The 13799-nt window shown below is 38.7% G+C and carries 11 protein-coding genes; 3 read left to right on the top strand and 8 right to left on the bottom strand.

The genetic code is table 11. The features are described from left to right. Positions 1-13 precede the first annotated feature (13 nt). Complete coding sequence (locus tag A3EM_RS0107500) at positions 14-268, bottom strand: DUF7218 family protein (RefSeq protein WP_020527573.1); 255 nt, start codon at positions 266-268, stop codon at positions 14-16. 76 nt (positions 269-344) lie between these two features. Then, a complete protein-coding gene (locus tag A3EM_RS0107505) occupies positions 345-905 on the bottom strand; it encodes a type 1 glutamine amidotransferase domain-containing protein (protein WP_020527574.1) in 561 nt (186 codons plus the stop codon). A 462-nt stretch (positions 906-1367) separates the two neighbouring features. Here A3EM_RS0107505 and A3EM_RS0107520 point away from each other — a divergent pair, with 462 nt between their 5' ends. Then, a complete protein-coding gene (locus tag A3EM_RS0107520; protein ID WP_157637781.1) occupies positions 1368-1763 on the top strand; it encodes an arsenate reductase family protein in 396 nt (131 codons plus the stop codon). Between the two features lie 93 nt (positions 1764-1856). Here the strand turns inward: A3EM_RS0107520 and A3EM_RS0107530 are convergent, their stop codons facing one another. The 5 genes from A3EM_RS0107530 to A3EM_RS0107555 form a co-directional block, all read right to left on the bottom strand. Continuing rightward, positions 1857-3317 carry a DUF1501 domain-containing protein gene (locus tag A3EM_RS0107530; RefSeq protein ID WP_020527579.1) on the bottom strand — a complete coding sequence of 487 codons (1461 nt, stop codon included), beginning with the start codon at positions 3315-3317 and terminating at the stop codon, positions 1857-1859. Between the two features lie 88 nt (positions 3318-3405). Next, positions 3406-6210, bottom strand: coding sequence for a DUF1553 domain-containing protein (locus tag A3EM_RS0107535; protein WP_020527580.1), 2805 nt, complete (start codon positions 6208-6210; stop codon positions 3406-3408). 319 nt (positions 6211-6529) lie between these two features. After that, on the bottom strand, positions 6530-7591 hold the full coding sequence (locus A3EM_RS0107545; RefSeq protein ID WP_020527582.1) for a bifunctional transcriptional activator/DNA repair enzyme AdaA: 1062 nt from the start codon (positions 7589-7591) through the stop codon (positions 6530-6532). Between the two features lie 92 nt (positions 7592-7683). Continuing rightward, positions 7684-8160, bottom strand: coding sequence for a GNAT family N-acetyltransferase (locus A3EM_RS0107550; protein WP_020527583.1), 477 nt, complete (start codon positions 8158-8160; stop codon positions 7684-7686). A gap of 4 nt (positions 8161-8164) precedes the next feature. After that, positions 8165-8608, bottom strand: a complete 444-nt coding sequence (locus A3EM_RS0107555) for a MarR family winged helix-turn-helix transcriptional regulator (RefSeq protein ID WP_020527584.1) — start codon at positions 8606-8608, stop codon at positions 8165-8167. Between the two features lie 82 nt (positions 8609-8690). On the opposite strand from A3EM_RS0107555, the gene A3EM_RS0107560 reads away from it, so the two are divergent. Both A3EM_RS0107560 and ggt read left to right on the top strand, forming a co-directional pair. Next, complete coding sequence (locus A3EM_RS0107560; protein ID WP_169513335.1) at positions 8691-9860, top strand: alpha/beta hydrolase-fold protein; 1170 nt, start codon at positions 8691-8693, stop codon at positions 9858-9860. Positions 9861-10158: 298 nt separating this feature from the next. Then, positions 10159-11850: a gamma-glutamyltransferase gene (gene ggt / locus A3EM_RS0107565; RefSeq protein ID WP_026210158.1), complete on the top strand. Its 1692-nt coding sequence runs from the start codon at positions 10159-10161 to the stop codon at positions 11848-11850. Between the two features lie 173 nt (positions 11851-12023). On the opposite strand, the gene A3EM_RS0107570 is transcribed toward ggt, so the two are convergent. Continuing rightward, the gene (locus tag A3EM_RS0107570) at positions 12024-13778 is read right to left on the bottom strand and encodes a tetratricopeptide repeat protein (protein ID WP_169513336.1); all 1755 of its coding nucleotides are present in this window, start codon (positions 13776-13778) and stop codon (positions 12024-12026) included. Positions 13779-13799 lie beyond the last annotated feature (21 nt).

Raw genomic sequence — 13799 nt, forward strand, 5'->3', positions numbered from 1 at the left:
TCAGATGAAGAGACTAATTATTTCTTAAGGCTTCAATGAGCTCTTCTTTATCCATTTTACTTCTCCCTTCAATTCCAACTTTTTTGGCCTGATCGTATAATTCCGATTTTGTGCGGTTTTCGTATTTTTCGCTTTTTCCTCCTTTTTTCCCAGAATCTGGCGTATTTGCAATTCGGGCAGCTTTTTGTTTGCTATAACCTTTATCTCTCAAAGCCTCATATTGATCCTGGTTTTTGATATTATTATCCGCTGTTTTATTCTCTGGCATAATTAGTTATGGTTTAAATTCAAAATTGAAGCACCCTCTGAGAGTGCTTCACAAAAAATTATTTTAATCTAATCTGCTATGCAGTCTGGTGTTCATGTTTTCCTTCCCTTACTTCTTCCAAAAGTTTGCGATTAAAAGCCTCAAGATCTTCGGGGGATCGGGAAGTTACCAAGCCCTGGTCTACAACCACTTCCTGATCTACCCAATTTGCCCCGGCATTTTTTAAATCTTTTTTAATAGATGGAAATGAAGTTAATTTTCGTCCCTCTACTACATCAGCCTCAACCAACAATTGTGGGCCATGGCAGATAGAAGCTACAGGTTTATGGTTTTTAAAGAAATCTTTTATAAATTTTACAGCTTTCTCATCTCTTCTCAGAATGTCTGGATTTATCACTCCGCCAGGAATAACCAGGGCATCATAATCATTTTCATTGGCTTCATTCACAGTCCGGTCAACAGCCACTTCCTGACTCCAATTACCGTTTTTCCAGCCTTTTATTTTGCCCTTTTTTAGTGAAACAATTTCAGTAGTCACACCATTATCATCCAGAGCTTTCCTGGGTTCAATTAGTTCTAATTCTTCGAATCCATCAGTGGCGATAATGGCTACTTTTTTTTCTTGCAATTCTTTCATTTAATAAGTTAGTTTTATTGGTTAAACATTTAATATAAATCCGGCAATTTCCTTCCCGCTGATTATTTGGGTGTCTCAGGGGAATGTTGATAATTGGTCGGACAACTATTATTTGATAGTATTTGGCAAAGATTTATGCCAGGTTTTTTAAAAAAGGTCTTGAAATCTCTAAAAGTATTAGAATAGGGAGTTTAGCCGGAATAGCCCAGTACAAAAGCAGGAAAAATACTGCTCCAGGAGTTTTTAAGGTAGAAAAGTGTTGAATAAATTCCACACATAATGTAGAAAATTATCTGCTTCCCATATGTGAATGGGACACCAGTTACCTCCACATGATGATCCGGAAAATGGGATGGTTTTAGATATTATTTACTTACAGAAAATTAAATCCATTCGTCACACCATTAGAGACCTTTTAAAAAAAATTAAAAACCTCTTATAAATCAAGTCAAAATGAAAGTCATGAAAAACGAAATATTATTTGTTTATAATTCGAATAAACAGGAGGATAAAAAAGCACTTGGGTATGTAAAAAGTATGCAACATCACAAAGTGAAGGAGTTTGATGTTCAAAAAGACATTTTCACCGAGCTTCAACTGATTGAAATCGCTCAAAAGCTTAGAGCATCTCCAGAGATTCTTATGGACAAAAAAGCTGATCTTTTTAGGGAAAAATTTAAAAAGAAAAATTTATCCTTTAGTGACGTTCCAACTGTACTGAGGGAAAATCCTGACTTAATCTGTACCCCAATCTTAATTTATCATGACAGAGCCAAATTATTAGATTCTGCTTATGAATTAATAAAAGACGATATGGTTGATAAGCAGATTAAAGTAAAAAAAGGATCATATTATTAAGCCGGAGTGATAACCATTTCTAACTAGGTATTTATGGTAATCAACTGATTACCATAAACCACTAACTTACTTTTTAATTTAGCTTCTGTGGCCTTAGTTACAAACCTTGGAAATAACTTTTCCATGTACATCGGTTAGCCTGAAATCTCTGCCCTGAAAAGCATAAGTAAGTTTTTCGTGATTGAGGCCCAAAAGGTGCAATATGGTGGCTTGGAAATCATGCACATGAGTCCGGTCTTTAATGCCCATAAAACCCAATTCATCCGTTTCCCCAATGGAAACTCCCGGTTTTGTGCCTCCTCCTGCCATCCACATGGTAAAGGCATCCGGATGATGATCTCTGCCATCATAGCCTTTACCTGTACGGGCTTCCATCATGGGGGTTCTTCCAAATTCCCCTCCCCAAACAACCAGTGTTTCTTCCAGTAATCCTCTTTGCTTAAGGTCTTTCAAAAGTGCCGATATTGGCTTATCTATAGCTGTGCAAGCCCTTTTTAGACCAGACCCAACCCCGTTGCCCGGGCCCACTCCATGGGTATCCCATCTTCTGTCAAATAACTGAACAAACCTCACTCCTTTCTCCACCAGTCTTCTGGCCAAAAGGCAATTATTGGCAAATGATTCTTTCCCTGGCTCTGTGCCATACAATTCGTGAATCCATTCCGGTTCATCTTTAATATCCATTACTTCCGGAACTGAAGTCTGCATCTTAAAAGCCAGTTCGTATTGGGAAATTCGGGTTAAAATTTCCGGGTCCCTGCTCTCCTGATACTCCAACTCATTTATTTTATTGATTACATTCACAGATTCCTGTCTGAGCATACTATCCACCCCGATAGGATTATCCAGAAAAAGCACCGGCTCACCAATAGACCGACACTGCACTCCCTGGTAAACTGTGGGAAGAAATCCGCTTCCCCAAATGCTTTTCCCTGCGCTGGGCACTGACCCTGAAACCAACACAATGAAAGCGGGCAAATTATCATTCTCTGAACCCAAACCATAAGTAACCCAACTGCCCATAGCCGGCCTTCCTAATCTGGGAGAACCTGTTTGCATTAATAATTGAGCCGGGGCATGATTAAATTCTTCGGTGTACATGGCTTTTAAAAAAGCTACTTCATCCACCATTTTGGAAAATTCAGGTAGATAATTGGAAACCATGGCTCCCGATTGTCCATACTGTTGGAAAGTAGCTTGCGGACCAAGAATTTTGGGCTGCCCTTTGATAAAGGCAAATCTCTTTCCTTCCAGCAAAGATGGAGGACAAATTTTCCCATCCAGCTTAGCCAGTTCAGGTTTGTAATCGAAAAGTTCTAACTGTGATGGTGCTCCGGCCATGTGGAGGAAAATCACATTTTTGGCTTTAGCCGGATAGTGTGGACCACTCAATTCCCCAACTTTAGTGGAGGATTTGCCAAACACACTTCCAGCCAAAATCTGATTGAATGCTATGGCGCCCATCCCAGACATACAAGATTTCAGGAAATGCCTCCTGGTATTGTAAGCAGCCCTTTTCAAATTGGCTTCTGTATTTAAATCAATTTTTTTCATTTCATATTTATAATAACCTCAAAAAAATAAGCGGATTTCCACTCATTAAACCCGAAGGTTGAAATTTTTCTACCAGTTCTACCACCGGTTATTGCTTAGTCACAAATTCATCCAGATTCATGATGATATTTCCCACCATTGCCAGTGAAGCCAGTTTCAGCGAATCCGCAAAACTTTCATTTTTCTTTTCCGACTGATAACCCATTAGCACTCCCCGCATAGTTCCCGGATTTTCCTGATAATACTTTGCTGTTTTGTGATAATATTCCTCTAAAATGGCCATTCTGGCTGAATCCGGTGGATAAATCAACGCCATTTCATAACCACTTTTGAGCGTTTCCTTCACATCCATATTGAGTTCATGCATTTTCTGGGCAAATGCAAATGACATTTCAAAATAGATAGAATCATTCATAAGGACTAAGGCTTGTAAAGGCGTATTGGTCCGGATTCTTCTGGAAGAACAGATATTTCTGGCAGGTCCATCAAATGTCACCATAGCAGGAAAAGGATTGGTCCTTTTTCCATGGATATAAACTGCCCTCCTGAATTTTTGCTCATCTTTATCACTATACCATTGGGAAAACAAACTCGGACCAGCATCCGGCCTTGGAGGCATAATTGGAGGGCCATACAACTCATCATTCAATAATCCGCTTATTTTTAAACTCTGATCTCTTAATTGCTCAGCAGATAGCCTAATTCTGGGACCTCGTGAAAAATATTGATTGTATGGATCAATTTCATTTTTAAGACTGTCATTTCGGGAGGATTGTCTGTATGTTGCCGACATCACAATTTCCTTGATCAATGGTTTCAATTCCCAATTAAAATCCTCCATAAACTTTAAAGCCAACCAGTCCAGTAAAGCGGGATGAGTAGGCTTTTCTCCCTGAGAACCGAATTCCTCCATAGTAGCGACTATTCCATAACCAAAAATTTGTTCCCAGATTCTGTTTACAAAAACCCTTGCTGTTAACGGGTTTTCCCTGCTCACCAGCCAGTTGGCCATCTCCAGCCGGTTGGTAAAATTTCGATTGGTATCACCTGCTACCAGAATGGCAGGAATTTGAGGTTTAACTTCATAGCCCGGACTTAGCCAGTTTCCTCTTTCAAACAAAAAGGTTTTTCTGGATCTTTCGGATGGTAGTTCTTTCAAAATTGGTGTAGGAACTGCCTCCAGTTTGGCCAGGGAATCCACCATCTCTTTAAATTGGGCTGAATATTGATCAATCCTGGGAGCTTTATCATGCAATTGAAACCAATCTACATGAAACAGGTGACCCGCCAATACTTTATCCGCCCGGAAATAAAAGTACAAATCATGCTTTCCGGCTTGCTCATTTATCTGAAGTTTTAAGTCATGCCAATAACTCGGGTCTTCCGGCCTGGAAACATCCCATCTATTCCATTCCCCGGTTTTCTTCACCTCAATTGTTCCTATGGGCTGGCCTCTCAAATCATCTACATAAACATCAATAAATCCAGCAAGTTGGGTCGCCACATGAAATGTTATCGCTTCTACATCAGTGAGATCAATATCCTCATACATCACCCAAGAGCTATCCTGAATTTGCCAAATTATATCCTGATTAGGCGGCATCAATTCAATGAATACACTTGTTTCATCAAAAGCCTCCCCTTCAATTTTATTCATGCCCAAATAGTCTAGTAGTTCGTTTCTTTTTTCATAAAGAAACCTTCCTTTAAAAGTTTTTTCTTCTTCCAGATTCCTGGAAATCCAACTTATTAATTCATCTGCCTTTTGCTTATTTTCATTTTCATAAGTCCAGATATTTGGTTTCTCATTATAAATATCCTTATCAGCAGAATTATTGAAATAGGCCATAAACTGGTAAAATTCTTTTTGAGTAATGGGATCATAAGGATGGCTATGGCATTGTACGCAGGACATGGTTGTTCCCTGCCAGACTTCAAAAGTTGTCCCTACCCTTTCCACCACAGCTGAAACCCGGAATTCTTCATTATCAGTTCCTCCTTCATCGTTGGAAAGGGAGTTTCTATGAAATGCTGTAGCAATAAACTGACTTTCATTCGGTTTCTCCAGTAAATCACCGGCCAGTTGTTCTACGGTAAACTGATCGAAAGGCATATTGTCATTAAAAGCCCGGATTACCCAGTCTCTATATTTCCAAATTGTCCTTCGGGAATCTTTTTCATAACCTTTGGTATCTGCATATCTGGCCAGATCAAGCCACATAGAGGCCCATTTTTCACCAAGGTGTGATGAGGCCAAAAGGGAATCTATCTCTTTTTCATAAGCTTCTTCCGTAGGATTTTTTAAAAATGATTGTGCTTCTTCTGGTGAAGGTGGCATCCCGATAAGGTCAAGGTATAACCTTCTGATTAATATCTCTTTCTCAGCTTCTTCACTGGGTTTTAATTTCAAATCCTCCAGCTTTTCTCTCACAAAGAAATCAATTTCATTTTTCGCCCAATCAGGTTGACTATTAACGGGAACTTGAATATCCGGATCTGGCGGGTAATAAGCCCAGTGTTTTTCCCATTCAGCCCCCTCATCAATCCATTCTGCTATTAATTCAATTTCCTGTTCCGTAAGCGGGGCGGATTCCTGAGGCATTCGGATTTCAGGATCGTGATGAATAAGCCGTTGGTATAATTCACTTTTTTGGTGATTTCCGGGGACAATCGCGGGAATTCCCGATTCAGTTTCACCAAAAGCATCCGCCTGGGAAATGAGACTAAATCCTCCATTTTTCTTCACTCCACCATGGCACTTTAGGCAATGTTTATTGAAAATAGGGCGAATAGAGGCATTATAGCTGATTTTGGAAGTAAAATAAGTTTCATAAGTAAAAAAGGAAATGACAGCTAGTAATATGATCAGAATTAGAAAATTCCGTTTTTTCATTTTCAATTTAATATATTTTTGTAGTCAGACTTTATAAGAAAACCACTTTAAATATAAGCAATTATTGAGGTTAATGCAGGGAAAAATTTATGCTTTATTTTTAATTAGGAGAGAAAATGGGGAATTGATAAACTTAGGATGGTTTATTCCAATGGATAAGATTTGATACAAAATTTCAGTTACAAACTGAAAAAAATTGAATAGGCTAAAGTGGCAAACTTTAGCCAAATAAAGAGGGCTGTTTTCTGGGAAATTTCCCGGATTCAGCTAAATACTCAATCTTGTCAACTTCAGTTTAAAGTACAAGTGGACTCTTGCACTAGTGTTTTTCTTCATTCTTCTTCTCAAACTCCAACAACCATTTCTTTCTTTCCAATCCACCTGCATAACCCACTAATTTCCCATCTTTTCCAATTACCCTGTGGCAGGGGATTACAATGGCAATTCTGTTGTGTCCATTGGCAGAAGCTACGGCCCTCACCGCTTTTGGTTTGTTCAAAATTTCCGCTTGTTCCTGATAACTTCTGGTTTCTCCATAGGGAATTTGCTGTAATGCTCCCCAAACTGAGTTTTGAAAAGCGGTGCCCGGTGTATGTAATTTTACTGAAAAAGCAGACCTGGTCCCGCTAAAATATTCTTCTAATTCTTGTTTTAACTGAATAATAAATTCATTTTCTCCAACCAGAATCACTGCATTCAATCGTTTTTGCAAATCGGAAAATTCAGTTTCCAACATTCTTCTGTCCGTAAATTCAAGTAGGCAAATTCCCTCATCGGTGGCACAAACAAACATAGGTCCCAAAGGAGTAGTTATTCTTTGGATCAAGATTACATTTTTGTCCTTACTGTTTTCAGGTGTTTTTCCCACCAAATTTTTAAAAGTATAACCAAATCCACTGAGGGAATCATACCCCGATTCAAAAGCTGAAGAAGTCACATTTTTACCATTTTTTAATTCCTGAAATGCTTTGTTAATTCTTGTCATTCTCTGATAAGCCTGAAAAGTGATACCATGATTTTTTTTGAACCAGCGCCTGATTTTTTCCGGACTTATCCCATGCTGCCTCAGGTGATAATCCTTAACCTTTTCCATGGGTTTAGCCTCTGTGAGTTGAAGGGCTTTTTTTACTTCCTCTGGTGGTTCATACGCATTTTGGGTAGGCTGGCAGATTTTGCAGGGCCGAAATCCATGCTGCAATAATTCTTTGGCAGAGGTATAAAAAACCACATTCTCCAACTTAGGTTTTCTGGCCCGGCAGGTTGAAATACAAAAAATTCCTGTTGTTTTTACCCCGGCATAAAATATTCCCAAATACTGGCTGTTTTTTTCTATCAATGCCCGATAATATTTTGAAATTTCCTTTTGATCTGAAATCAGCATGATGTTGCTTTTTTGCTAAACTATTTCCTACAAAGGAAGGGGAAAGAAAAGACCTCAGCAACCGAAAAATGGACAAGTATTTTTTTTGTGGCTCATGGTAAAACCAACTCATATCTTTTTTCCACTAACCCAAAATCAGTTTGATTGGAAGACACATATTGATATCCATACTTTCCGTAAATATGAGCCGCTGTTTGTAACCTGGCTTCAGTAAGTAAAAAGGAGGATTTATAATTGGATTGTCGGAAAAATTCCATGAACAAATCCATTAATTTTTTACCTAATCCTATACCTCTAAACTCAGGATCGATTAAAAAATAACGGAGTTGGGCAAAATTATCTGTGTTTTTCAAGGCAATGGTTCCAACAATCTTTTCCTCATTTTCAGCTACCCAAAAGCGTTCTTTTTCAGGATCCATATTTTTATAAAATGCAGCTAAAGTTTCAGCCACATAGAATTCGAAAGAAGAATCAAAATCATAAAACCTGCCATGCATGTAGGTCAGATAACCAATATCTCCGGCTTTATAATTTGTCCTGATGTTGATATTTTCAAGAGTCGGTTTCATTTTTTCACAATTTTGAATATGATCTATCCAGATATTCCGTAATCTGCTCCATGCTTTTCAAGAGATTTTCTTTTTCTCCTGTCGATAAATTTTGAATTAATTCCCCGGTTGCCTGATTTGCCAGATGCTCTAATTCTTCCATTCTGATTTTCCCCTGTTCAGAAAGTGACAATAGAAACTGCCTTTTATCCGCTGGGGATTGTTTTTTGAGCACCTCACCGTTGGTCACAAACTTTTGAAGAATTCTGCTTAAATAACCTTCATCAATGGTAATCGCTTCCATAAGTTGTCTGGCGGTCACAGGGCCTAACCGTCTGATTTCGAAAAGTACCCGCGCTTCAGCCAAAGAATTTCCGCTGTTCAGCACACTCTGGTCCAATACTGCAATCACGTTGGTGTAAAACCTGTTGAAAGCCCGGATTTTTTCCACTACTTTATGATCTTTCATATTCAAAATTGAATTATTTACTTGACTTTGTCAAGTATTAATCAGAGAATTATTACATATGATGAAATTGTTCTTTTTCCAAATGGCTTGCTTACTCATTATTGGCTCAAACTCCCTTGCGCAGGAAACCTTTGTGAGCAGTCATATTTATAACATTCAGTCCGAAATTTTGCATGAAGAAAGAACTTATGCCATCAGATTGCCGGATTCCTACGAAAATGATGAATTTTATGTGGACAAAAAATACCCTGTCTGTGTGGTTTTAGATGCAGACTGGCTTTTTAATATTTCGGGAGAAGTGATTAGTCACATGAGCCGTGGTTCTATCGAACAAATCCCGGAAATGATTGTAGTAGGAATTTATAATTCCAACCGCAACAGGGACATGCTCCCCTCCTACTCCATTGATACAAACGCCATTACAAATGAGATTACCTGGGTTGAAAGTGAAGGCTCAGCCAATTTCATGAAATTTATTTCAGAAGAATTATTACCAGAAATCACCAAAAAATACAGCACCAATAATTGCAACATATTAATAGGGCATTCATTTTCCGGATTATTTACGATAAATGCCTTTGTCAATTCCCGGAATTTCCAGGGATTCATTGCCATTGATCCAAGCTTATGGTGGGAAGAAGAAATCGTGAATAAGCAAGCCAAATTCATTTTGGAAAAAAGTTCTCCCTCTGCTTCCATATTTATCGGGCAGGCCAATAATCCATTCAATCCCGGAGAAGATGTAGGCAGAAAAGGCAAAGGAATAGGAAATTTTAAAAGAACCTTATCAGATTATTCATCTGACAAGGTTCGCTATTCTTTTCAGTTTTTTGAAAAAGAAGACCATTTTTCCATTCCTTTAATCTGCCTTTACGAAGGTTTGAATTATATTTTTGATGGCTATAAATTCCCCCTCCAAACCATCACACAAACCAGTCCGGAAGCATTTCAGGAACATTACCTTAAACTTTCCAATAGATTTGGAGGGGAACTTTCACCACCGGGAAAACTACTCGATCAGGTAGGCAATTTTCTCTTAAACAGCGAACAGGAAACCGAAAAAGCCATTGCCATTTTTACTTTAAATACTGAATTTTATCCCAACTCTTATATTCCATTTCAAAGTCTGGCAGAAGCCTATTTGCAAAACAATGATACCGCACAAGCCTTAAAATATTATAAAAATGCATTGGCATTAAATCCAAGAAATGAATCGGTAAAGCAGGCTATTGAAAATTTACAGGGGAAATAATTTGAGAATACAATGGGGAATATTACCTTGGAAAACTTCTTACCAGCAAGGGACTTAAGACCACAGAAGTCAGGCGAACCATATTTATCATCCTCGTTTGTAACGAAGATACTTGAAAAGGGTGATTGTATCGCCATTTTGCGGGAAAGTTGCAAACTTTCCTTTTTTATAAAGGTTTAACTAATCGCTTCGCTTGATACTTAAACCAGATATTATTTTAAATTTTCACTAGCGAGGGACTAAAAGTCCCTCGCTAGTTAAAGAGGCGAATAAACTACAACATCAAATAAAAATAAACATGAAATCACTTTACTTAATCATTGCTTTTTTAATCACGAACCTATCTTCTCTCTTAGCACAAGATAGAGTTACCGGATTAAACTTTGCCACCCGATCCGAAGTTATGGCACAAAATGGCATGGTAGCCACCAGTCATCCGCTGGCTACTCAAGTGGGACTGGATATTTTGAAAAAAGGAGGAAATGCCATTGATGCTGCTATTGCTGCCAATGCAGCTCTGGGGCTGATGGAACCTACCGGAAATGGTATTGGTGGGGATTTATTTGCCATAGTCTGGAGTGCTGAGGATAAAAAGTTGTATGGCCTGAATGCCAGTGGAAGATCACCGGAAAAACTAGATCTTGAATATTTCACTTCCAGAAACATGACCAAAATTCCTGCTTTTGGACCCTTACCTGTTTCAGTTCCTGGCTGTGTGGATGGCTGGTTTGAACTACATGGGAAATTTGGTACTATGGAAATGACGGAGATTTTACAACCCACAATCGACTATGCCAGAAATGGCTTCCCGGTTACCGAACTGATTGGATTTTACCTGACCCTTTCTTCCCAAAGATTTAAGGATTATCCCAATTTCTCCGAAACCTATATGCCCAATGGAGAGCCACTCAAAAAAGGAGATGTTTTCAAAAATCCCTTTTTAGCCAACACTTTGGAGAAAATTGCCAAGGGTGGAAGAGATGCTTTTTACAAAGGAGAAATTGCCAAAACCATTGGAGAATTCATACAGGAACAGGAAGGTTTGCTTACTGCCAAAGATTTAGCCAATCACACTTCGGAATGGGTAGAGCCGGTTTCTTCCAATTACCGGGGCTATGATGTTTGGGAATTACCTCCCAACGGACAGGGTATTGCTGCTTTACAAATCTTAAATATCATGGAGGGCTATGATGTAAAAAGTATGGGATTTGGCAGTGTGGAATATATCCATCATTTTATAGAAGCCAAGAAACTTGCTTTTGAAGACCGGGCAAAATATTATGCTGATCCGGCTTTCAATAAACTACCAGTTGACCAGCTGATTTCTGAAGCGTATGCCGATGAAAGACGAAAATTAATCAACCCGGAACGGGCTGCCAGAACTTATGATGCCGGAAAGCTGGAACAGGGCAACACCATTTACATGACCGTGGCCGATAAGTTTGGCAATATGGTTTCTCTCATTCAAAGTAATTACAGGGGCATGGGTTCTGGCATGGTTCCACCAAAACTGGGTTTTATGTTGCAGGACAGAGGGGAATTATTCTCCCTGGAGGAAGGACATTATAATGTGATTGAGCCGGGGAAAAGGCCATTTCATACCATTATTCCGGCCTTTATCACCAAGGATGGCAAACCCTGGGTAAGTTTTGGATTGATGGGTGGAGCCATGCAACCACAGGGACACGCCCAAATCGTGATGAATCTGATTGATTTTGGAATGAATTTGCAGGAAGCCGGAGATGCCCCAAGAATGCAACATGAAGGCTCACCTGAACCCACAGGTGGAAAAATGACCGATGGTGGAGAAGTACTATTGGAATCGGGAATAGATTATCAGACCATAAGAGCACTGATGAGAAAAGGCCATAAAATAGGCTATAGCCTGGGAAGCTATGGTGGGTATCAGGCGATCATGTGGGATGAAGAAAATAAAGTGTATTATGGTGCCTCTGAATCCAGAAAAGATGGACAGGCGGCTGGGTATTAAGGTTTTGGATTAAACTTTCTGTTTAAGCAGAATTTTTTGTAAGAAACATTAACTGGAGCAAGTTTGCTGCCCACAATGGATATTGTTGTGCCTTTATTTTCGGTTGAAATGCAAATGTAGAAGTTTCTAACTTCGTTGGGTTAAGGAAAAAATATTTTGAATAGTTTTCAATCCTAAACTTCCGACAATTCCTCTTCCCCAATTTTCATGATAAAATCTACCAGATTTTCTTCCCTGGAAAGATTCAGTTTTTTCCGCAATCTGTACCTTGCAGTCTTCACACTTTCCGGGGAGATGCCCAAAATGGAGGCCGCTTCTTTCAGATTTAAATTAAGTTTTAACAGGGTACATAATTTCAATTCTCCATGCGTGATCTCAGGGAATTCGCTTTTTAGGGTAGAAAGGAAATTTTGGTGGACCTGTTCGAAATAAAGCCGGAAATCTTCCCAGTCTTTATCAATATTAAATTTATTATCAATCATCCGGTTCAGGCTGTTCAGTTCCCGGGAAATATTGTTTTTGGGGTGTTTCTTCAGCTGATTAATGCTGTCTTTTAATTCCTCCATCAGTTCATTTTTCTGAATAAAATTGATGGTATAGGAAGTCAGTTCTTTATTTTTAAACTCAATTTTTTTCTGCAATTCAATTTCCTTCAATTTCGAGTTTTCCAATTCCAAATCAGCCAGAACTTTCTCTCTCTGATGCAATTCAGCATCTTTTTTCATTCTCAGTTTTTGCCTTCCATAAATTAAATAAGCAATGAAAATCACCAACACAATTCCCCCAATTAAAGAATAGCGAAAATACCTTTCCAGTTTGCTCTGCTGCTCCAGATAAGCAATTCGCTGCTTTTTCAATTTAATTTGCTCCTGCTCATCCTTCACTTCCAAAAATGTTTGGAGATCGGCAATTTGCATGGCTTTTTCTTCATTGAACAAACTGTCTTTCACGGCTACATAAGCCTCAAAATAATCCAATGCCGCTTTATGATTTTGCCTGGCTTCTGCAATGGTTTTGTAATCAAAATAAATATCCCTTAACCATTTTTTGTATCCATAAGATGTAGCTAAATCGAAAGCCTCATCAAGATAGGGAATGGCTTTATCATATTTTTGCTGAGCGATATAAATACTGGCAATGCATTCCAGGTTGCGTGTATATCCACTTTTATCTTCCACTTCCTCTCTAAAAGGCAATGCCCTCAAACAATACTCCAGAGCCTCAGATAAATTCCCTGTTTCTCTTTTGATCAAACCAATGAGGTTATAAACCTCCCCAATGCCATAGGTATAATCCAATTGCTGGTAGAGTTTTAAACCTTTATCCAGATAGTCCAGAGCTTCCTGATATTTTCCCTGTTTATAATAAACATCACCAATATTGGTAGAAATCCCGGCCACCGTCCTCAGGTTATCGGGAATAGTCTCATGAATTTCCAAAGACTGCACATAATACTCCAGGGCTTTATCATAACTTAATTTCTCACTGTAAACCAACCCAATATTGGTAAGGGTATTAGCCGTCCCCAACTGATCGGAAATTTGTTTATAGGTCTCCATGGCAGAGATAAGGTAAGCCAGAGCCAGTTCATAATTTCCCTTGTCCCAGTGAGCTACACCAACTACCCGGTTGGCAAAGGCAATTCCCTGAAGGTAATTGATCTGGTTGGCAATTTCCAAACTCTCTTCTCCATAATAAATAGAAGAATCCGGGGAAATAATCCAGAACCTATATCCCAAAGCATTTAATAAATCGACTCTGGTGCTGTCTTCATTGGTATGCGTTTGAATTCTTAATTTAAGGCTGTCAATGGAAAACTGCTTGGGTTGATTTTGGGCAGATAAATTTAAGGTGATAAAAAAGCAGCAGGTAAAAATAATGCTGAAATTAAACTGATTTAAATAATTTGACTTTGAATTAAATTTCATTTTCGTTGATATTTTTCCTGT

The sequence above is a fragment of the Flexithrix dorotheae DSM 6795 genome, from assembly GCF_000379765.1.
Classification (GTDB): domain Bacteria; phylum Bacteroidota; class Bacteroidia; order Cytophagales; family Flammeovirgaceae; genus Flexithrix; species Flexithrix dorotheae.